The sequence below is a fragment of the Arthrobacter sp. ov118 genome, from assembly GCF_900116495.1.
Lineage (GTDB): Bacteria > Actinomycetota > Actinomycetes > Actinomycetales > Micrococcaceae > Arthrobacter.
The window spans coordinates 18,786-40,781 of sequence record NZ_FPAY01000017.1 but is presented as its reverse complement, the minus strand read 5'-3'; the positions used below and the strand labels follow the sequence as shown (position 1 = coordinate 40,781).

Genomic DNA, 21,996 nt, shown 5'->3' with positions numbered 1-21,996 from the left:
GTCGGCCAGGACGAGGCCATCAAGGCCCTGTCCCAGGCGATCCGGCGCACCCGTGCAGGGCTGAAGGACCCCAAGCGTCCCGGCGGCTCGTTCATCTTCGCCGGCCCCACCGGCGTCGGCAAGACCGAGCTGGCCAAGGCACTCGCGGAGTTCCTGTTCGGCGAGGAAGATGCGCTGATCACGCTGGATATGTCCGAGTACTCGGAGAAGCACACCGTGTCGCGGCTCTTCGGCGCCCCTCCGGGCTACGTGGGCTACGAGGAGGGCGGGCAGCTGACCGAAAAGGTCCGCCGTCGTCCGTTCTCGGTGGTCCTGTTCGACGAGGTGGAGAAGGCACACGCCGACCTCTTCAACTCGCTGCTGCAGATCCTCGAAGACGGCCGCCTGACCGACTCCCAGGGCCGCGTGGTCGACTTCAAGAACACCGTGATCATCATGACCACCAACCTTGGCACCCGGGACATCTCCAAGAGCGTTGCCACCGGCTTCCAGTCGGGCACGGACACGAAGACCGGCTACAGCCGGATGCGCGCCCGCGTCACCGAGGAGCTCAAGCAGCACTTCCGCCCCGAGTTCCTCAACCGTGTTGACGACGTCGTGGTGTTCCCGCAGCTGACCCAGGACGAGATCATCGAGATCGTGGACATGTTCGTCGGCCGGCTCGAGAAGCGCCTCAAGGACAAGGACATGGGCATCGAGCTCACCCCGGCGGCCAAGGTGCTCCTGGCGACCCGCGGCTACGACCCCGCCATGGGCGCCCGCCCGCTGCGCCGCACCATCCAGCGCGAGATCGAGGACCAGCTCTCCGAGAAGATCCTCTTCGGTGAGCTGCACTCCGGAGACATCGTGGTGGTGGACGTCGACGGTGAGGGCGTTATCGCGAAGTTCACCTTCGCCGGCAACACCAAGCCGCGCATCCCGGACGCACTGCCCGCCGCGGGCTGAAACATCGACGACAGGTCGAAAACGCGCAACTGGGTATCCATGGCGAGTCACTTGGCTGTCAGGTTGTCCCTGACACTCTGCCCATCTCCTTCTAATCGCACTTCGAGTCGCGGGGTCTTGCGAGCAGACCTCCTGGGACGGCTTAGCGATACTAGTCAGTTGTCCTTGAGCCGGCGGCCCGCGACCCGCGGGAAGATTTTCACCCAGAACGGGTACATCGCACCCTCGTTGTGTTCGGCTTCGCGGCGAACCGTCTCGGCTTCAATGGCTTCGCCACGAAGTGACTCCAGGTGTTATCGCCTTCGGCGTAGCTGGTAGCCCGGTACGCGGCCCGCGCCCGATTCCGCAGCGGGGCGGGGATACTCACCGTCATATTCGCTGTTTCGGTTTCTTTGGGTTCTGCCCTCTTTGGCGTCTCCGGCCGGTGTCCGGGGAGCATCCGTGCCAGCGGCGCCTCGGCGGACGGCGCTGCAGTGCGTCGCGGGGGCAATCCGAGTGCGGGTCGGCTGGGTGTCGGTTCGGCGCTCACGCGTTGACCCCCTGAGATTCTGCCGTGGAGGTCTTCGGCCACGCTGGAAGCAGACTTTGGTCCGGCAATTGCCGGCCTTCGCTTCACCGCGCAGGACCTCCCACCCTTTCGGTCCCTTGCTGAGCTCCCGTTCGAGCTCGTGGGCCAGCAATCCACGCTCACGGCACGCTTGGGCCGTGGCCTCCGAGTGGCGGATGCTCATCGGAAACAACACTTCGTCTATGCCAAAATCTGCGGTGAGGTGGTCACGGGTGACCTTATGAACCTGCTTGGAATTGGTACCGGTACCGACAAGGACGACACCCAGCAGGTTCAGGGAGGGAATGAGGCCGATGATGCTGTCCACGCGTGCCGCGACGGCGGCGACACCCTTACGGCTGGACATATCTGTCTTCAGCGGCACCGGTGCGTAGCGGGCAGCAGCTACCGCGGCAGCCTGCAGAGGCTCATTTCCGGGCGGCAGTCTCCAGCAGGACTAGATCGTACTCCCCCGCCACACCGGCAAGCAGTTTGCCCAGGGCCAGCTGCGCAGCGTCACGGTCCTTCTGGGCCTTGCCTCCAAGAAATGCCGCAGCATCGTCAAGATGAGGGCGGCCGGCAATGACATCAAGGTGGCTCGGACGCCGGTCAGCAGGTCGGGTTCTCCCCCGAAACATAGCGAAGCGGCCAGACTTCTGCCGCCGTCTCCCTGGTCGGCGTAGCCGAGGTCCTCGGCTAAGTTTCCTTGAGGGTCGAGATCTACGAGAAGCGCACTCGATCCGCCCTCGGCGAGGAGTCCACCTACGTTGGCCACCAAGCTGGTCTTGAAGACCCCTACTCTCCGTGTTGCCTATATGAGGTATCGGTAGACCGTGGCGCGGGAGACTCCGAGCATCTTGCCGATGTCGGAGGCGCTTATTCCTTTTCCTTTGAGTTCTTTGGCCCTGGCAGCGGCAGCGTCGTCTATTTTGCGGGGCCTTCCGCCGTGGCGGTTATGGGCTGCGGCCGCGGCGAGTCCTGCTCTGGTGCGTTCGACCATGGTGTCGCGCTCCAGCTGCGCGAATGCGGCCATGATCGTCAGCATGGCCGTGCCCATGGGTCCGGTTGTGTCCAGTCCTCGAAGCCCGTGGCCGAAGGACCAGGGCCTCTCAGTAATTGATCCTTTTGAGAGCAATGTCAAACATGGACACCCGTCACGGACGGATGGCACGTAGAAACAGTAGAACCCGGGGTGGCTTGTGAATTCGTCGAATATCCGGCGCCAAGGCTTCGAAGCCTCCCGTCAACGATCGTGCGCAGGACAGCCCGTCGTGGTTTTTCCCTGTGCCCGGGGGACTCCTGCATGGGCGATGCATCGACCCGGTCCCTCGCAAGAAGCGAAAACGGCCATGGCCAAACCACGAAGAACTGGACCGGCACTATAAACGCCTGGTCAAAACCATCGGCTCTGAAGGCTTCACCGACGCCCCAGCATCACTGTGTCCGTAACCCAATCGAATGCGGATTTCATCAGTGCCATTCGGGGTCTGAGGAGGATCGGTACGGAAATTCACGTTTAGGGGTCACGGCTGTTGAATTAGTGGCATGGCGGCCGATTTCCTAAGCGATGAGCAGGCGCTGGGGTGACAGGAGGGCAGCGCAGTGCTGAAGCAGCAGGCCGGGCCGCGTCACGGTTCGCCCGGTCGGGAGCTTCAGCTATCAGGTGGTGCGGTGTGCCGGGGTGAACTGCGTCGCGCGGTCGGCCTCTTCGGCGCGGATGAGGTGCACGAGCGCGTTGATGAGGGCGAGGTGGGTGAACGCCTGTGGGAAGTTGCCGAGGTGACGGCCGCTCCCCGGATCCAGCTCCTCGGCGTACAGCCCCAAGGGACTGGCGTGGGACAGCAGACGTTCGCACAGTGCCTTGGCGCGTACCACCTCTCCAATCTCGACGAGGGCTGAGACGAGCCAGAAAGAGCAGGTCGTGAAGGTCCCCTCGTCGCCGGCGAGGCCGTCGTCGGTCTGCTCAGGGCGGTAGCGCAGGACGAGCCCGTCCTGCGTGAGTTCATCGGCGATCGCCAGGACGGTGGAACGCACGCGTTGATCGTTGGCGGGCAGGAACCGGACGAGCGGGACAAGCAGAAGCGAGGCATCGAGGTTCGTCGTGCCGTAGGACTGGACGAACACACCACGGTCGTCGAGACCGTTGCGGCAGATGTCCTCGTGGATCTCCTCGGCGATCATGTCCCATTTCCGGGCGTCATCGACCTCACCGTGCAGGCGCGCCAGCCGGGCACCACGATCCAGAGCGACCCAGCACATGAGCTTGGAGGAGGTGAAGTGCCGCGGTTCGCCGCGGACCTCCCAGATGCCGCGGTCGGGTTCCCGCCAGTGGGCGACGGCCTGTTCGACCTGGCGGAGCAGGACGGGCCCCAGCGGCTCGGGGAGCTGGTCACGGGACTTGGTGTGGAGGTAGACGGAGTCCAGCATGGTGCCCCAGACATCGTGCTGCCGCTGGTGGGCGGCAGCGTTGCCGATCCGGACGGGGCGGGCCCCGTCGTAGCCGCCGAGCCCCTCGACAATGGACTCGGGAAGGTCCCTTTCGCCACCGATGCCGTACATGATCTGCAGGTCGTCCTCGGCGGCGACGTCGCGGATGAAGGCAAAGAAGTCATCGGCCTCCCGGTCCAGCCCGAGGGTGTACAGGGCCCAGAGCGCGAACGTGGAATCGCGCACCCAGGTGTACCGGTAGTCCCAGTTCCGCTCTCCCCCCGGCGTCTCGGGCAGCGACGTGGTGGACGCCGCGACCAGAGCCCCAGTCGGCGCGTAGGTGAGGCCCTTCAACGTCAGCGCGCTGCGCTGCAGCGCCTCCCGCCACGGATGGTCGGGGAATTCGCCCACGGTGATCCACTGCCGCCAGAACTCGGTGGTCTGCCACTGCTTGTCCGTCGCTTCCTCCCACGTGCGCGGCGGGGGCAGCGACCCCCAGGAGAGCGCGACAAAAGCCTGCTCACCCTCGATCATTCTGCTGCGGAGGACCGCGATGGAGTCCTCGATGCCCAGCCGGCGGTCGGTGCTCAGACGCAGCACCGGATCCCCCTCGCCGCCGCTGACGGTCACGAGCTCCCCGTAGCCGGGACTGGAGAACTCCCACTTCGCCCGCCGCGCGCCGTAACCGAAGACCGGCTCGCACAGCACGGACAGCTCAACCGCGCCGCTGACGCAGCGGACGGTGCGCAGCAGGCAATGCTCTGCCTCGTAGTTCGTCGGCGGGCGGCGGTATCGGCCGGCCCTCTCTTCGGTGTGATGCCACGGACCCATCACCAGGGCATCCCTCACGATCAGCCAGCCCGTCCTGGTCTGCCAAGTGGTCTCCAGAATCAGGCTCCCGGGGAGATAGCGTCGTGCAGTGGGCTCCCGGACGCCGTACGGCGCCACCTTGAAGCCACCCGCGGCGCGGTCCAGCAAAGTGGAGAACACGCTCGGCGAGTCGTGACGCGGCACGCACATCCACTCCACCTGCCCGCTCGATGCGATCAAGCAGTTGGCCTCACAGTCAGACAAAAACCCATAGTCGGCGATCGGCGGGAACGGGCTCGTGCGTGCCCCGGTTCCCCGCCCCTGGGGCACTGATCCGGAGTCGGTCCTCACTACCCCAGTATGCTCCACGGCACCGCAGATGGCATTCCCTCGGACGGTTGTGTTGCTGCCCCGTTCCAGCCAGGCGAGCCCGCCGGGGTGACCGTCATGTCAGTCGCTCATGGTGCACCAATCCTGCGACCGATCTCTTCAGCACGAGGTCCTCGAAACAGCGTCCAATCAAAGTCACCGGGACGTAGTTGCCCTTCGCCTGGATTGAAGGGAAGGATCCTGAAACCTCCCACCTCAGGATCCACTACCCGTCCATGAGCCGCATCCCAGACACCGGACGCGGCCCCTGCCACCCTCAATAAAGCGGATATAAGTGTGGACAATGTCCACACCCTCTTTGGCTGGACAAACACAGGTACAGGGCTTCTCGAACGGTCCCCCGAACCCTTGCCCGGAAGCCATGCGTCGACATCGCTATGGTCATGTCGTCCCTGCTCTCCCGGCCCATGAATAGGTGTAGGCCGCCAACGGCCCACCCAACAAAACCGGAACGAGGAAGCGCAAGAACAGTCACAGCAGGCGGAGGGCCCACAAGCCAGGGACTTGAACCCGTCACCCCACACACCTGAATAGGCCGCCGCGGCGGCCAGGCCACAGCCCGCGAACCAGCCGTCAGATCGACGCGACCACAAGCTTTGTCAACACGTCAAAGCAGAACCGCCTCTGACGAGGGAATCTGTTGTGCCCGAGGTGGGACTCGAACGCGATTCCCGGCCTTGTCATTGCTGGTAAGTGGCGAAAACATGCGGAATCCGCGCCCGTCCGGCGGCTGTACGGGCCAGTCCGGAGCCAAAGGTGTGCACATTGTGCACACTATCTTTTGGCCGCCCTTCGAATCGCCATGAGTTCTCCTCTCGGCAAGCAGGAGAACTCATGGCCCAAAACAGTGGCAAGGTCAAACCAATGGCAAGTCACTTCATCCTGCTTGGGCTCGGTCTGTTCCCGCGCACAACGGCGATGACTGCGCTGGCGATCGCCTGACCTGCGCCATCGCGGCGGTGCGTCACCCAGATCGAATCTCTGATGTTCGGAGTCCCGGATGTGTGATCCGTGAGATCAAGCACAAGAAGTTGCCCAAGCGGTTCGTTGGTGGACTGGTACTCGACGGCCTGAGCAAGATAAGAGTTCTCAAGACTCCGCCTACTTGCGTCCTTAAGTTCCCTCTTGACTTCAGTCACGTAGCGCCGACCGCCGTCAAGAGTGGTGATGACGTCTGCACGACCTCCGGCAATGTTCGAATGCTCCATGCCGACTCGACCTGCAAGTTCCGATGCAGAGAGGAACTGGTGAAAGTGCTTCTGGATGTCCGCTTCCAAAGGGACAGTTTCACCCTCGGAGATAAATTTGGTGTAGGGCTGTGCGTTGTCGCCGATGTAGACGAGGAAGCGCACGGTTTGTCGAACAAGGAATGAGAAGTCCGATTTGGCCATGCCAACAAACGAAGTGTTCTCACCGAGTTCTTGAACAAGGCTCGCCGTCAGCCGATCGATCATGTCATTGGCCGGCCCGACACCAGCAAAACTACCAACAAATGTCTGCTCGGCAGCCTCTTCCAACCTTGCGAGGTCGGTGCCGTGTAATTCACTCAGCACAGCCGATGACGGGCCAAGCAACGCTCGCAGGAAGAAAGGTTCTCTAGGAGATGACTCCTCGGGGGCATCGCTTGGTTGGCGCTGCGCTGCACGGGTGCGATGAACGAGGTCTAACAGCTCGTAGATCTCGGGCGGCAACTCCGGCCGGACTCGCTGCTTGTCGATGTTGATGGCGCGCTCAAGTTGGTGCGCCATGGCCTGACGCTGGGCAATCTCATTCATAAGCCTAGGGCGAATGATCGTCGTGACTGTCTCAAGATTCGTAAACTGGCGGTCCGCCTCGTAGACCTTCATGATCGAGTCGACCGCAACCCAGGTGTCGAGGAAGGCGTCCTCTCCGATCTCAATAGCGGCCACATCCAGTTGCCACGCGAGAGAAACCCACGCAAGCTGCGCCGCTTGGCGCGCAGTAGCCTGGTGCCGACCATGCATGTTTCTGGTAAGAAGAGCCCTGCGATCAGCGATGGTCCGAGCCGCATGCGCCGACGTAGACAGAGCCGTCTTGTCAAGTTCATCGAAGGCAATCAGAGCTGTGCAAGCCTGTGCGAACGCAGCAGCGTCCTCGCGTCCGTCGCCTTGGCGAGAAACCTCGTCGAACCTGTCTCGGGCCTCGCGGACTCCACGAAGGAGCTCGTCCTTGTTCGTCTCCACAAGCGCCACCCGGAGCTGCTGAACGGCGCATTCATAAGCCGCATCCTCACTCCCTCGCTCAGCCAACTCCGCCAACGTAACAGCGAAGCGCCTTCGATCCGCTGGGGTGGTCCAAACGTCCGCCGCAAAGCCAACCGCCCGGGCTAACGGGTCATCGAAGTCCTCCGGATAGTCCCGTATGGGTGCCGTGAGCAGAGCCAGCAACCGGTACGGAGCAACCGTAGTTCGGGCCGCTACTTCGAGGGCAATATCGAGCTGCAGCCCAGCGAGTAGCGGGCGCGACGAGATGGTCGCGGCCTCCGGCAGCAACGCGTCGTGGAGGGTGGCGGCAACGAGCCCCAGGACCCGCTCGTCGTCAAGTAGGACGTCTGCTGTTTCTCGCAGGGCAAGATAACTGTGCTGCTGTCTTAGACCCGCGGTGAAGTCTAGTAACGTAGAGGTGTGCTGATCGGTCCAGACCCCGTTTCGCAGTTCAGAGCTGAAGGCGTAGGCGACGTATGGTGCAACCGGGGCGGCGGCCAATGCGGTTGCCTCTTCGACTATCTCGGCGAAGCTGCCTAGCATTCCCAAGGTTAACGCATTGGGATCGCTCGTCCCTTGAGCGAGGCGCTCGGCGATTGACATCTCCACCTCCCGGAGCGCCGAACATTCGGCGGAGTTCTAAAAAATCGTGGTTCGGTTGGGCCTTGGCTCGATCGTGCCAGCCACCCCTGACACAGATGCCGCCAAGGACCTATCCGCCGTCGTTACAAGGATCTGAAGACCCGGTTCTTCAGCAGCGGCGGTCACCAGGCCTTTGAGGAGTGTCCGGGCATGATCTTCTTGCACTTCCTCGGCTTTCAGGCTGTCCAGCAGGAGTAGTCCAGGATGCCCTGCGATTCCACGTGAGCGCGCCGTGCGCAGCAACGCGACTACCAGGGCGTATCGAAGGCGAAGACGTTCACCAGGACTCTGTGCGCTGAAGCTTGAACGCGCACCTCCACCTTTCGTCACATCCATGGTGCCATTTGCCTTGATTTTGATGCGCTCCAACTCACCGATTCCAAAGGAATGGGCGAGGTCGCGAGTGGCGTCACTCAGGTCTGAATAAAGATCTGCGCTCACTTGTGCAATGTCGTCCTTGAGAATGTCTCCTGCGGCATTGAGCACGGCAACGGACAGCGGCTGTTCGGCTTCCTCTGGTGCCATCGCCCGTAGCGCTTCGACGACAGCGGCGGCTGCCGCAAGCTCGTGTTCCGCTTCTACCCGGTCCGCCATCTGGCGCGCTACCTGAGCCTGAGCGATCCGGTCGTCGACCGAGTTCAGATCCTTCTGTGCTCTATCTAAATCAATGTCCGCCTTACTCCGTGCCGCATCCAAGGCTTTCTCGGCAGCACGAGTCGCCGCAAGAGCTTCGGCGGCCTGAGCTTCACGATCGGCATAGTCGTCTTCAGCGTCACCTTGAAGGTCGGTGTCGCAGACAGCACAGTGATGGTCGTCGTGCTCTCGTAAGCGTCGTTGCGCGCTGATGGCGGTCTCGCATCGCGGGCAGGATTGGGGATCCAAGCCGTGGAAGAGGGCGCTCGCCGCCTTCGACTCGCGGAGACTGTTGAGGGCTTTTTCGTCAGCGACCCGTGCACTTTGGGCCTCACTGAAGGCAACGGCAGCTGCCGCGGCCGCCTTTCTTGCGGCTGCAACGCGAGTGCCCGCGGCAACAGCGAGACTTGTCAGGTGCTTCAGGTTCTCGGCTGGTACCTGATTATTGAGACTCTGGAGACGCGCTTCGGCGTTGGCGTGTCGTACTTGAGCCTCTTGAACTTGTCTGGCAATGGCCGCGTTCGTGTTTCGACCGCGCCGCTGTTCCGATCTGAACTCACTATCGAGACGTTGAGCGAGTGCTCGAACCCGCATCGTGCGAGTCGCCTCAGGCATGTCCAAGAAAACCTGCATCAGCTTGACAGGAAGTTGGTCACCTGCAGTACTGCCGAGAAGCACGGTGTCGGCGCCTGAGGGCGGGTACAGGACCCCGAAGTAGGACGGCCAGCCATGTGACTTGATGGTGCCGGCTTCTTCCTCGCTTCGGGCACGGTTGAAGACCTGCATCTCGTCCAGCCCGAACTGAGTCATGATGAACGTACCGACAAGATCGGCCCATTCGTCACTGCTCTCGGCAATCGCCAGTTCGGTAACGCCTGCTGCGATCGAGTCGTCGCTTACCTTCAGATCGGCGATCGTGGCGGTGAAGATGCGTCCTGTAGTGATGGCGGAAGCTTCGAGCGAGAGACGAAATCCGATTGGCTGGCCGTTGATGTGTACGTCAAGGGAGATCTCCTTGAGCCAGGACAGGACGTCGGCTTGCAGGTTGCGTGGCTCGCCTCTGAGCACGAAAGTAACCAGCTCTAGAATGCTTGTCTTACCTCGCAAGTTGTCGGCTGCAATTACTGTGACGCCGAGGTCAAATACGAATGTCTCATCGAATGAACCGGATTCGACTTCTCCGCCCTTCTCGCCACGAACGCGAAGACGATCAAGCCGGATACTACGATGTCGTCGATTGCTGGTCGCTAAGTTCAACCCGTAATCGTTCAGGATCTGCTCAACAACTTCTTGTGAACAGCCAACCTTGGCAGCAATCCGCTCCAGGATATTGGCGCTTCTGTCGCTCACTGCTGTTCTCCGTGTCCTGTGCTGACCAGCGCGTCCTTCAGTCGGCTTCTCGCGCGGTCCGCGATTCCGGCGATATGAGTTCCGAGGGCGGCGTCCGCATACTCGACTTGAAGGTATTGAATGTCGCGTAGTGCGCTGCCCCGCCGCCCCCCGGCCAGGTCAACCACAAGTCGCGCTCGCTCGACGTAGTACGCAAGATCCGGCACCGTCTCGACTATTGCCCGAGCTGCAGACCGTCCGGCGGCGGTGAGGTAGTAGTCATGCTGACTGGTATGCGCTGCCTTGCCTTGCCTGCGCCGGACCACAAGCCCTGGCGTGCGCAAGACTGCGAGCGCTTCGTCGAGCGGCTCGTAAGCGCCAAAAAGATGGCGCAGCATCTGGTACGAACGGACTTCGGGCTCCTCGCTTTCCAATATCTGGCGAGCAAGGTCCAGGTCATCTGCGTTGCCATCACGTTCAAAGCGGGAGATCAGTTCATCAGCCAGGTAATCCGGGTTTCGAAGCCAGAAGTCGAGCTTCTGGAGCAGGACCTGAGATCGCAAAACGGCTACCGCATTGGCAGGCGCCCCTTCCGGAATTGGGCCCGAGAGATCCTCCGCCGCCGCGTTGATGAGCAGCAGAAGGCGGACTGCGTCTTGATAGACGCTTGTTGTACGACCTGCCGCTACAGTTGCAAAATCCCCCATAAAAGCAATGCTATAGGCCGGTGCCGTGCCAACGAGGAAGGCACCGATTAGGTCGAGTCGTGGCGAACGAGGCCGAGCCACCAAGTTAGGCGTCTTAGGGGTGTATTGAGCAGAAGGGCAGATCACTCGAGCCCGCCGTTGACCAAAGCAATGCAGTGCGGCAAGGACAGCTGTGGATGTTCGGAGGGAATCACCGACCGGAGCTAGCGCGATGGCACGCCGTCGACGCCGCGCCGCGCGTGTTACCAATCGCTCCTGAATAGTCCGACTCGCGTTCCGCACGGCAGCCGAGACGTGGTCCTTGTATCGATCTGATGATGTGCCACATGCCTTCATCCCCTGGCACTCCCTGAGCGTGCGGGACCACCGCCCGGGGCAGCTCGGTACCACGGCCATCAAGCATTGTGCCCAACAAGGCAGAAGCCCGGGCACCGGCGATACCACGCGACACCCAGCCCGGCCTGTTCGTGCATACGGCCTGTGAGCTCGTCGCGCACGCTCTGAGGCGCTTCGGACGTAAAAGAGGCGCCAGAACTCCGACGACCTCTCAGAAATGACTAACTATTCCGACACCGCGTCAGGCTCTGACTTCTTAGCTCTAACCCTGCGCGACGGAGGGGACGCCGCCGCCTGCTCTTTTTCGAGCTCGCGCTTAAGCTCTTGATACTCCCAGAGTTCCCTTTCGTCCTTCGCCTCGCCACTTCGTGTATAGACACTGAGGCTGCCTCCAGCATTCTCAGTCCACTTTTCCTGATTCTTGCGAATTCCTTGGACAGCTTTCGCTAGGTCATGCACTCCATACTCCACCATCCGGAGCCTCGACTTATAGATAGACCAATCGAGGATCGCTTTGGAAGAGATTTGCTTTTTGTAAATATCCTTCTCGCCGAAGTAGGTGATCGTTCCTTCGTGCCTGTCGGGCAGGGTCGAACTGTATCTGTCACTAGCTGAGTCCCAGTGGGTGCGCCATTCTTGTCCGGGAGCCATCACCGGAATCACCTCCGGAAGGTGAACAACCTCCGCACCGTCCTGAGACCTCGTCGGTGCTGGGTTGAGTAGCACCCTCACGTCATAAGCGGCTGTCTGCCCATAGTTTTTGATGACTAGGTCAATGAACTGGGGACTGATGCTCTCTTGCATGGTCATGACGACGTACGGCTGGGATTTATCGAGCTCCAGCTTCTTCGCCTGTATCAACTGAAAGAGTGCAATCGCAGCAGCAATGGCCGCGATCACGAGCGTCGCAGCTGTCGAAACTGCTGAAATCCAGTCAGTGATGCTAGGCGCGTCGTCTTTTACTGCCTCGATAAGCTGCCGAGCAAGGGCCAACCACTCGTCCTCTGTCACTTCGTGCGCTCTCTTACGCCATCAGTTACTTCTACTTCTTCTTCCCGGAAGACTTCTCGCCCAGAGACGTGGCGCCAGATAATGTGGTCGAGTCGCTGCGGTTGGGTCGGGTAAAGCTCAGCTACCTTCTTAATCAGGTCCGCCGCGTCTTTGGGAGTCAGACGCCGTCCACCGAGGTCAGCATGTTCTTCGATAAAGCGGATCACCATGCGGTCGGGCTTCACGGACTGGAAGCCGGCCAGGATGAGCAGGTAGTTGTAGGTGACGCCTGACTGCTGACTCGGCAGATTATGCCACGCTTTTTTCAGCTTGGTGAGGTGTTCATCTGTTGCGTATGCCCGGTGGAGGTCTTCCCTGGTGGTGTAGCCCAGCTTCTTGAGGCCCTCAGCGGCCTGTCGGATCACCTCCGCCTTTAGCGGCGCATTCTTCTTGGTATGTGCCGGCTTGCGGTTATTGACCACTTTGTCAGCCCAGACAGCAGCGCTATCGCCGAAGTCTGCGAAGGTCGCCAGCAGCTCCTCCGCGCCATCCTGCTCTGCGTCACCGCCCTCGGCACGTCGGTACTCGCGGTATTCATTCACCACGTTGATGACGCTGGTGTAGTGAGAACCTGTGGAGAAGATTGAATCAATGATGCAGAGCGCTAAGCTGCCGGGATATCCGTCGGCCGCTATCCATTTGCTTTGATCACCGAAGATGCCCCGGCATATCTCTGTCGACTTTTCCGCTTTGGCGATGAAGTCCGTCGTCATCCTCGGACTGTAGCAAGGAATCGTCGTGGAGGGCGCTGGAGTCCAGGTACCTGTACCGTCGCAGCTCGTCCACCGTCCTCGCGTTCAGGCCGAAGCGTGCTTCTGGATTGACGGAGCAATGCGGTTCACTTCCCCGTGATTCGATTGATGGCGCTCCCCCATCTATCGGACGCGGGTAACGATTCTCCATGTCACTCCTTGGCTATGTCAGATTATGAGGTCGACTTCGACGCTTCTGCCGGGCCGGTGACCGACAGGCTAACAAAGCCATCCACCGCGTGGTCCTCGTCACGATGCGCTACGACAGCCGAACCCGCACCTACGTAGCCAGACGACGTCAAGAAGGAAAAAGCACCAAGAAGGGCGATCTGCGCCGATGGCCGCCGTTCGGCACCCTCTGACCAATGCCAGGTTCAGCAAGCCGACGGGATTGTCCGAGGCGCAACTGCCGATCCCCCAACCTCTGAGATAGTTGTGGCATGTCAGATACAGCAGTGCCGCCCGCAGTCACCTGTAGAAACCAGGCTAACTGCGGCGTACGGGTACACGTTGCGGGCAGTGTAGCTCACGTGAAATGCCTCCAGGCAGTGCTAGGAGCAAGACGAAGCAATACATCCATAGCCAGACTACGGACCCACAGAGAGCGAAACTTCGGCCATGACGCCACGAAGGTGGGGAGCAACAATGCCCTTGCGAAGTTGGTGCTCATCGAAATTTTCGATGCACGCTGCGTGATCTGCGGTGGCTTTCTTGGGGCGTCGCGCCGCACGAGCGAGAGCTCGATCGAGCAGTTGATCAAATCGGCAAGCGCCACATCGATCCCAATCGGCACAATCAACCTCGACCATATGCGTCCGGCTTCAACCGATGGCCCCGACCACCTACTGAACTACGCCCCGGCGCACGAATCCTGCAACAAAGGCCGGGGCAACCGACCTCCAACGGCTGAGCATGAGGCGCGCTTTCGGGACGCCTGGCTCGGCTACGAGTCGAACGGACACGCACAGGTCCTGAGCCGAATGATCGTCGCCGCCCGGGACGTCGAGCTTACTCCCGCCCGCCACGTCTACATGAGCGCAGATACCGAGGAAGACCGTAGTGCAGTGGTGGCAGAACTTGCCGATGACCAGATAACGCTGAGATTCGAGGTCCGACCATGTTCGCGCGGCCACAACTTCCACGTTCACCCCAACGATCCAGACTTCTGCATCAAGCGCGGCCAGGAACACGAGTGTCAGATCGACACCTGCCGTTTCTTCTCGCGAGCAGACCACTGCTGGCTGGAGGGTGGGATGAGGCGCGACTCTACCTATCCCTTCACAGTGTTCGTAGATGGATTCGGACGCGGTCACTCTCTTGAGCTCGCTCGGTTCCTGGAAGCCTTCGTCGCCATCGACGACGAAGCGTAGACTCGCCGACCACGCCGTTTCCCTGAGACTTCCCGTGGCCCCTGAACGGGCAACCCCGAGGCTACTTGCCCCTGCGCCCATTCTTGGCCGCCTATGGATGGCCGCTAACACTCGAACTTTCCCCGGCTTTTGGTTGGCGGAATCCGCAGGCAGCGCAGGCTTCAACGTCGCCTCAGGTCATCTGAGCGCGGAGGGCTCGGCCGCACGCCCCATCGGTACGACCACATGCCACCTCAATGAAGGGCACCGGCCGAAGCCGGTGCCGGCGCTCGGCCCACATCCCGGCCGACGAGGCGTATCTTCCTCAATGAAGGGCCCCGGCCGAAGCCGGAACCGGACAAATTTGGCCAGCTGGAGGAAACCCCACTGGACGGGCCTCAATGAAGGGCACCGGCCGAAGCCGGCGCCGGCCTGGACATTCACTGATTAGGGCAGAACTCCTCGTGGGTGACGAGGATGATCGAAGCCCACGCCTGTTAGCTCTCTCATGACCCCACCATGATAAGGTTTCCGCGCTGCGCCCAGCGCTCCGGGGCGGACTCGTTGGATGAACGGAACACTGGGAACACCGCGACTGCGAACACCCCTTGCTCGCGGAGCCACGCCGACGCGCCGCGGTCCTCAACCATGGCGGCCTGCCGTAGCTGGTCCGAGTAGAGGATCGAGCGCAACCGTGTAAGCGGCAACGGGACCGCCATAACGGGCAGGTAGAACGAGCCCCTTAGGTATGAGCCGAAGTGTCCGGCCGTTCCGGAAAGCGTGATCGGGGACTGGCTGCGATGTGCAACGGCTGTCAGCGACAGCCCCCAAAGTGCACACCAGGCTCGTGCTTTGTCTGCAGGGCCGGGAGCCATAAGGCCCGTGGGGGTCCGGTCGGCACTTGGGCTGGCGTCTTCGCTGAAGATGCCGTCTCCTCGGAGCCCGCGGGCGATGGTCTCGACGTCACGCTGTGCGACGCTGCCGGCGAGCAACCGCAAGCGGTTTCCGACGAACTCCTCGCCCCGGTTCCGAGCCTTCATCTCCCATCGTGATGCACCGTGGTCCGGACGGGAATCGCCGCGGTCCGCCGTCCAGTACGCGGGTTCTCCGAGTGCACCGATGAACTCGAGATCGAGACGCTGCTCGGGTTCGATGCGGTCGATCGCGGCGTACCGCAGTCCATACCATTGGCTGATCTCGGGTTCCCGCATGGTCTTGACACGCGGGCTAAACAGCGCAGTGGGGCGGCCGCCGTTGTCGGCGTTCTGCTGGACCCAGGAGTCTGGTTGCGTAGCTGAGTCCGCATGGGCCTTCACGGCCCGTGCCGCCTGTTCCCAGGGCAAGGCTCGCTCCAACCGGGGGTTGGAGTCGAGGTAATCGTTCCACGCGATGCGCGGAGATGCTGCGCCCGAGCGTTCGAGGATCGCTGCCAGCCCGTACGCCGCGAGGTGGTCAAATGCGGTGTTGATCTCTCCGGGCAGCTGGAGCGTCGTCATGAGCCCCTCCTCGAAACGGTGACATCAGCCGCGCGCACGATCGCCTCCAGATACGCGGTGCCCCAGTAGCCCCAGTGCAGGTGGGTCCGGTCGATCAGTTCGTCCCACTCGGCTTCGCCGTAGAGCTCGTGTGCTGCCGCGGAGCGCGATTCGCCAACATCGTGAACTAGGGACGACTCGCCGTCGTCGAACAGCGGGCGACCGTGGCCGTGGCTGGTGCCCGTGAGGCGGGTGACAAGGTCACGGTGTTCCAGTGACGGGTGGTCGCGCAGCCTCTGCCACGCGATCGCGGCCGAGAGCTGCTCATGACGCCACCCTGGGGACAGACCGGACGCCGCACGGGCGCGACGGACGAGGCCCAGATCGTGCATACCGCTCTTGGCGAGCGTCACGCCGGGCGAGGCGTTGCCGTGGGGGCGCAGTGCCCGCTGGAATCGCGGATCGGCCTTTCCTTCATCATGAAGTTTTCCCGCCGCGTTCACCGCGTCGATCATGAACGGCTTGAGGCCCACGACCTCGGCAAGACGAGCGGCCGAGTTACCGACGGCGTGTTGATGCGCGTCGAGCGGGACCGCGCGCCGGGGGGAGGACAGCTGCCGCAGCTCGTCATCAGATGCGAGCCGTGCCGTGGCCGACACGATCAGCCAGAAGTCAGCTGGCTCGGTACCACCCGGGGCGATCGAGACTTGGAGTTTGTCATTCGGCCACCTCTCGATGAGTTCGTGGAACAGCTCCCAGCGCGCCCCGCCCGCGGCTATCGCGGCCTGCGCACGCAGATGTTGCAAGACCGAGGCGGAAACATCTTCGGGGTCTGCTGCACTCGCGACGATCACGCGGAGGTCTTCGATGAAGGTCGTGCCGTTGGGCAGCTCGCGTACGAGCGGGGTTTCAGGGCCGAAACGGAAATCCACACGGCCCGCCTCGCCGCTGCCCGGGAGTTCGGCGACATCGGATGCCAGGTCCGAACCCTCCGGGTCGAAGACGTGCCCGGTGAAGGTCGGCGTGTCGGCGCCGAACAGCACCACGTCCCCGGGCCGAAGCGCGCGGTGCTGGCGGCGATCATCGTCCGTGGCATTCGATGCTGCCAGTTCGCCGTTCCAATGGAACGCCTCATCGCCGCGGATCACGTAGGCGACCGCGAGACGATCGAGCACCTTTTTGGCGTCGCTCAGTGTTGCCGGGAACAGCTCGTGCGGGCGTGGCGGAGCGTCTCGCAGTTGCTGGATTGCGGACGGCACCTCGTGCGGCAGCCCCTGGCGAATGACGACCGAGACGCTCTGGTCGGCATCGAGGTCGTCTTGCAGCCACAGGTCGAGGTTGATCGGGGCGAAGAGCGCCTGCGAGGTGCGTGCCCAGAGGTCAATGTTCCACCATTCCGGCCGGTGGAGGACGGGGCGGTGCAGGCCCGCGGGCGGCGGAGTCGCGCCGCCGCCGCGAGGGTGGAGCGTCCAGGGTGCCAGGCCCGTCGCATCGTCGGCACGCTCGTGCAGCCATCCGCGTGCAGCTTCGAGGTCGTCCCATCGATAAGGGGCGATGCCTTTCGATTTCGCGTCGAGCGTCGCCTCCGGCGCGATGACCACGCAGGGTGCGCTCGGCCGCCTGCCGGAGCGGTTAAGTCGGCCCGCACGCTGTGCGATCGCGCTGCCAGGCGCGAGCTCGGTGATCAGCCCCCCGAAGTCCATGTCGAGACCGACCTCGATGGTCTGCGTCGCGACGAGTACGTCGATCTCGGGATCGCCGTCCTGCTGGAACAGTCGTGGATGTTCATGCCGGATTCGGGCAACGTCATAGGAGCGCATGCGTCCGACGAGTTGCAGCACAGTCGGCCGCGCTCCGCCCCTGACCGCGTGGGATTCAGGCAGTGTCGCGGACTTGAGCCGCTCAGTGATCGCGACTGCGAGCCGCACGGTGTTTATGACGCACCCGATCGTGCCGTCGACCTCGGTCGCCATGGTGAGGATCTCTTCGACGAACACCTCGGCTGCAGCCCGAACGTTAGCGGCCGTGGAAGTGGCGGGAAGCGCTGGGGTCTCATGTATGAGCACGGGTTTCGGCCGGGTGAGGCGTCCGGTGAGCACCGGATCGGCGTCGATGTCCCCGGCGGTCACGCCCACGGCCACCTTGTCCTGGCTGCCTAATGATGTAGCCGACATCTCAACGACCTGCAGCGGCGCGAGGCCCAGGGCAAGCGCGTGCGCCGCGACGTGGTCGTGAACACGCCGCGCAGTCGTCAGGAGCTGGCGGTTCAGGTGCGCCTCGTCGAGGACCGCGACGCTGTCGTAGGCGAGCAGGCCAGCCTCCCGTGGCCGGGCCGCATCGGTGCTGCCGTATCCGCGGAAGAGCAGACGGCTGCCCCACATCTGCGGGGTCGTCGCGATGACCTGACACGCTGCGGGGTCGTCGAGCCAGTCACGGCTCGGCTTCCGGCCTCCGTGGAGCACGCCGACGACAAACGGTGGGGCTTCCCCGGGCTCGTCGACCGGGCACCACGAGCGGAGTGAGCGCAGCGCCGCCCCGACCTCGGCCAGGATGCCGTTACTTGCTTCGCCCAGTGCGTTCGCGATGGCCCCCGCGTGCTCGTGATGGCGATCGACCAGCGCCCGGCGGTCTACCGTCATGACGAGGCGCCGCGGGACGCGTTCTCCGCCGGTCGCCATCGCCGCGACGGCGAAGACGTGCACGTCAACGACGCTGCTCTTGCCCGAGCCGGTGGGAGCATCGATGACATCGGGCCATCGTCCGGAGAACATGACCTGTTCGCACAAGCGGGCTTGCCAGGCAAAGGGGGCATGTCCCTCATTGAGTGCGGTGAAGAACTCGGCGAAGCGCTCCACGGTCAGGTGTATGGTCATTCCCGGACTCCTTCCTGCGGGCGGCCGTCAATAGGTGTGAGCAGGCCGCCGCCGAGGTGTCGGGACTGTCCGATGGCGATGAAGGCGCGACCGCCACCGGGGAGCACACCGAGATCGAGTTCCGCGGTATACGGGGTGACGACGACCCCGGGCTGGGTGCGGTGCACGTAAAGTTCGGGGCGTGGGGGTGCCAGTCGGCGTGCGGCGAGCACGTCGATGCCGCCCACCTTGACGACGGTGGCCGCGAGCGACCGCACGCGCTGATCCCAGTTCAGGCCCTCCATGGTGACATTCAGGTGGTCTCTGAACACGAGCGCGACCGAGTACTTGGCCGCGTCTGATAGCGTCCATGAACCGCCTCGTGGATTGCGGCCGTCGGGGACGGCGGCCGTCGCCGCCCAGGTCCGGCGCGCGTCACTAACGGGCGCAGACCAGAATCGTGTCGTGTCGATTTCGACGGCTCTCCCAAGCTTCAGACTCCGCGTGCCGTGTCTCGTCACTCGGCGAAGCTGGTCGACCGCTCTCGCGATGACCTCGACCTCGCGGGGGTCGGCGTCGCCGGGAACCGCGACCACGAACGCCTGCCCGCCGTCAAGCGCGTTCTTAACTCCGGGTGCCATAGCGTCGTGGGCATCCACGAGCTGTATCGCGACTCGGTTGGCTGGGCGGCGTACTCCGTCGGCATAGGCGCCGGTGAGCAGCAGTGGCACGTCGTCACCGCGGATGCTGATGAGGGCGCGATGTGCGGCAACGCACCATCCGACTCGTTCCTCTTCGCACACCTTCCGGTATTCGGGGACGATCGGGAGGATCCACGCGAGCGTCCACGGAGATCGCCTGTCCGTCACGGCCGAGACCGGGACATATCGGTCGTGACCGAGCGCGTTCATAACGGTCGGTTCCGTGCGCTCGCGCTCATCGGTGTTTGCCTTGTCGGCGCTGCTCGTCGGCGGTTTGCATGCGTTGATCTCATGGAATGCCGAGCGGAGGGCCGCGGTTCGGCCGGGCCGGGGCGCTGCGAGCTCCACGGCGCCGGCCGCGGTCGCGGTGAGGGCTGGCCGGGGCTCTCGGCGATGGGTGAAGGGGCCTGCACCCTCCACGATCCGAAGTCGCACTGGGGAGTCGGCATCCCCAAGATATGGGACGTCGGGGCAGAGATCGCGCAGCCGCTCCCGGACCTGCTTTGGCGGTGATTCCGCCCACACCCACTTGATCGATCCAGCCAGAGCGGCTCCGCCATGGTCGTTCTTCAATGGACGCTTCTTTCCGCGCATCTTGAGGTTCAGCAGGCCGATATCGCGGAAGCTGCCGACTCCGGTGGCCTTTCGTGATGCATTCGGCAGCACCAGGCCGCCTGGGGCGTTGGCTTCGATCCATTCCAGTGCTTCGATGTCGGCATCGCAGGGATGGAGTCGCCCCGCCTGTTCCTGTGCATTCGTGCCCAGCGCGGCAGCGGAGAGCAACGCGGCGTGTAGCCGTGCGGGCGAGGGCCAGGGATCGGCCTCTCCCTCGCTAACGGAGCCGCGGTAGATGCCGAGGGGATACTCAGCGACGATGGCGAAGCTCATTTCATCAGTCTGCGGACTCGTCAACGCGTCCCTCGATCACGACAGGATTGCCACGTACCTCTAGGATTTGACCGTTCCAGTCGACGCCGGCGTGCTCCTTCGCCCCGGCGAATGCTTCCTCCAGGATCGCATCGGCTTCCTCGATGGAGGGCAGGACAACTGCCTGCGTCTCGCCGGCGCGGAGATCGAGCTCGGTCACCGACGGGCCGGCCTCTACGAGGTGGCAGTAGGCGCGGAGGTAGAGTTCGGCGTCCGCGCGGGCGATCCCGTTCAGGGCCAGCGCGGCGAGTACCGCGCGGCAGGCGGCATCGCCTTGGGCATCTGCGCCGAACCGGATCTGGCGGAACGTCGCGAAGCTCAGCACGCGCGAGCGGATGATCGTGCTACAGGCGATTCCGCTGAGCGTGTCGAGCGCCGGCGGGATTCCGCCCAAGCCGAGCGAGGAAGCACTCTCCACCTCTCCTGGCTTGAGCCTCTGGGCAGAGGGCGCGAGTTTCGAATAGGTCGTCGAGCTGAGCTCGCCGCGCTGTGCGTGGGCGAGTTCGGCGAGTGCGTGACCAGGAAGCTGCACGCTCATCCCGACGGGATCGATGCGCGCACCACCCTTACGCGGGGTGTTCCTCACATCGAGTTGTTGATCGGCAAGCACGCCGACGATCTCACTGGTTACTGCGCTGGGCCACCGTCCCTGCCGGGCCCTGCGTGATGAGTCCCACGCGCCGAGTACCAGCGATATCGGGCTTAGATTGAACAGTGGGCGGGCGTTGGCAGGCGAAGCGTTGCGGGCTGCGCGGTAAATTTGGGTCTGGGTCGTCGGTATCCCGTCGACGGTTCCCGCGCGAATGTGACCATCGAACGCTCGGTGCGGGAGGGTAAGGTCGGTGTACTCCTCCGTCTGGCCCTCTCGTGAATAAGTGACGCGGACGCGCGGGATCCTCCGGAGCAGCGGGTGACCGTCGGTGATCGCGTCGGTGAGCGCCTGCTCGATGCGGTTCGCCTGTGACTGTGACGAGTCGATTAGGACCGTCCGCAGCGGCTCTCCATCGATGTAACGGGTGTCGTAGAGGTAAACACTCTCCTTGCTGCGGGCTGAAACGTACTTGGCCGGTGTCACCGTCGCTTGCGCTCCGGCCGCCGCCCGGAGCAGCGTAACGCTGCTCAGCGCGCTGGATCCGCCCGCGCTGACTGCCGCAAGGATGGTCGAATAATCGACGGTCATCAGGATCTCCTTTGTTGCTGTGACTGGGGGGTGCCCATCTGCAGGTTTGACAGTGGGCCGTGCCTTGCCGTCTGTCGTGTGTGACCCTTCGTGTCGTCCTTAAGCGGCACAAGTGCGCGGCTCCGTCACGTCAGCACGCAGATCCGCCCGGTACTCACGCAGGTAGTGGACTGGGCATGGCACCTGGCGGCTTTAAAAGCCGGGCCGTCTTCGCTGGGATTTTCACAGTCCTCAACGCTGCAGACGCGGATCGCCCGTGGTAACGCCATTCGCGCTAACCGCGCGAGCCGACGTTCCTCCGTTTTCTCAGCGTTCTTTTCCGCAATCTCTTGGGGGTGCCGTCTCTCGTAGGCCTTCTTGTTGCAGGCCTTGGAGCAGTAGATTTGGTCTGCCCGGCCCCGGACGAAATCGCTCCCGCAGGCGCAAGTGCGAACGTCCTCGACCCTCCGGTTCTTCTCGCGCCACTCGTCACGAAGACGGTCGTGATCAAAGGATGAGCTTGCCCGTACTGGTCCGAACAGTATTTAGCGTCACTTCTGAGGTGCTCCGGCATCGCGTCCCCGCAATGCGCCCGTGTGCGGTTCATGGCGCAATCATACACCAAACCGAAGGCGGGCGGCCACCCCCACGATCAACCGGTTAATTAATAGAATACGTAATTACGTAGCGAATGGCAAGTCTTAGATCTAAGAAACAACCATCAGAACCATCCGTTCCCC

The 21,996-nt window shown here is 63.0% G+C and carries 13 protein-coding genes and 1 pseudogene; 2 read left to right on the top strand and 12 right to left on the bottom strand.

The window, feature by feature from the left end:
* The coding region (locus BM372_RS20135) for an AAA family ATPase (protein WP_143111526.1) at positions 1 to 945 on the top strand (945 nt) is incomplete at its 5' end.
* A 1,004-nt stretch (positions 946 to 1,949) separates the two neighbouring features.
* Here BM372_RS20135 and BM372_RS21320 read toward each other — a convergent pair.
* The 8 genes and pseudogenes from BM372_RS21320 to BM372_RS20095 all read right to left on the bottom strand — a co-directional run.
* A pseudogene (locus BM372_RS21320) lies at positions 1,950 to 2,276 on the bottom strand (ParA family protein); the annotation flags it as partial.
* A 27-nt stretch (positions 2,277 to 2,303) separates the two neighbouring features.
* Positions 2,304 to 2,549 carry a helix-turn-helix domain-containing protein gene (locus tag BM372_RS20125; protein WP_218160900.1) on the bottom strand — a complete coding sequence of 82 codons (246 nt, stop codon included), beginning with the start codon at positions 2,547 to 2,549 and terminating at the stop codon, positions 2,304 to 2,306.
* 602 nt (positions 2,550 to 3,151) lie between these two features.
* Positions 3,152 to 4,969, bottom strand: a complete 1,818-nt coding sequence (locus BM372_RS20120; protein WP_371261770.1) for a glycoside hydrolase family 15 protein — start codon at positions 4,967 to 4,969, stop codon at positions 3,152 to 3,154.
* Between the two features lie 1,022 nt (positions 4,970 to 5,991).
* Positions 5,992 to 7,947, bottom strand: a complete 1,956-nt coding sequence (locus tag BM372_RS20115) for a hypothetical protein (protein WP_090957219.1) — start codon at positions 7,945 to 7,947, stop codon at positions 5,992 to 5,994.
* Between the two features lie 36 nt (positions 7,948 to 7,983).
* Positions 7,984 to 9,969 (bottom strand): P-loop NTPase family protein, encoded by a 1,986-nt coding sequence (locus tag BM372_RS20110; RefSeq protein WP_090957218.1) that lies wholly within the window; start codon positions 9,967 to 9,969, stop codon positions 7,984 to 7,986.
* Positions 9,966 to 10,655, bottom strand: coding sequence for a hypothetical protein (locus BM372_RS20105; protein WP_090957217.1), 690 nt, complete (start codon positions 10,653 to 10,655; stop codon positions 9,966 to 9,968). The genes BM372_RS20110 and BM372_RS20105 overlap by 4 nt, the downstream gene beginning before the upstream one ends.
* A gap of 561 nt (positions 10,656 to 11,216) precedes the next feature.
* Complete coding sequence (locus BM372_RS20100; RefSeq protein WP_090957216.1) at positions 11,217 to 12,002, bottom strand: hypothetical protein; 786 nt, start codon at positions 12,000 to 12,002, stop codon at positions 11,217 to 11,219.
* On the bottom strand, positions 11,999 to 12,754 hold the full coding sequence (locus BM372_RS20095) for a hypothetical protein (RefSeq protein ID WP_090957215.1): 756 nt from the start codon (positions 12,752 to 12,754) through the stop codon (positions 11,999 to 12,001). The genes BM372_RS20100 and BM372_RS20095 overlap by 4 nt, the downstream gene beginning before the upstream one ends.
* A 698-nt stretch (positions 12,755 to 13,452) precedes the next feature.
* On the opposite strand from BM372_RS20095, the gene BM372_RS20090 reads away from it, so the two are divergent.
* Positions 13,453 to 14,163, top strand: coding sequence for a hypothetical protein (locus tag BM372_RS20090; RefSeq protein ID WP_143111524.1), 711 nt, complete (start codon positions 13,453 to 13,455; stop codon positions 14,161 to 14,163).
* A gap of 485 nt (positions 14,164 to 14,648) precedes the next feature.
* Here BM372_RS20090 and BM372_RS20085 read toward each other — a convergent pair whose 3' ends face one another.
* The 4 genes from BM372_RS20085 to cas7u are packed head-to-tail and all read right to left on the bottom strand — an operon-like array spanning position 14,649 to position 21,277.
* Positions 14,649 to 15,638 carry a hypothetical protein gene (locus BM372_RS20085; protein WP_090957213.1) on the bottom strand — a complete coding sequence of 330 codons (990 nt, stop codon included), beginning with the start codon at positions 15,636 to 15,638 and terminating at the stop codon, positions 14,649 to 14,651.
* The gene (gene cas3u / locus BM372_RS20080) at positions 15,635 to 18,490 is read right to left on the bottom strand and encodes a type I-G CRISPR-associated helicase/endonuclease Cas3g (protein WP_090957212.1); all 2,856 of its coding nucleotides are present in this window, start codon (positions 18,488 to 18,490) and stop codon (positions 15,635 to 15,637) included. Before cas3u ends, BM372_RS20085 begins: the two co-directional genes overlap by 4 nt.
* Positions 18,487 to 20,058 (bottom strand): type I-G CRISPR-associated protein Csb2, encoded by a 1,572-nt coding sequence (gene csb2, locus BM372_RS20075; protein WP_090957211.1) that lies wholly within the window; start codon positions 20,056 to 20,058, stop codon positions 18,487 to 18,489. The genes cas3u and csb2 overlap by 4 nt, the downstream gene beginning before the upstream one ends.
* Positions 20,059 to 20,062: 4 nt before the next feature.
* On the bottom strand, positions 20,063 to 21,277 hold the full coding sequence (gene cas7u / locus BM372_RS20070) for a type I-G CRISPR-associated RAMP protein Csb1/Cas7g (RefSeq protein ID WP_218160898.1): 1,215 nt from the start codon (positions 21,275 to 21,277) through the stop codon (positions 20,063 to 20,065).
* Positions 21,278 to 21,996 lie beyond the last annotated feature (719 nt).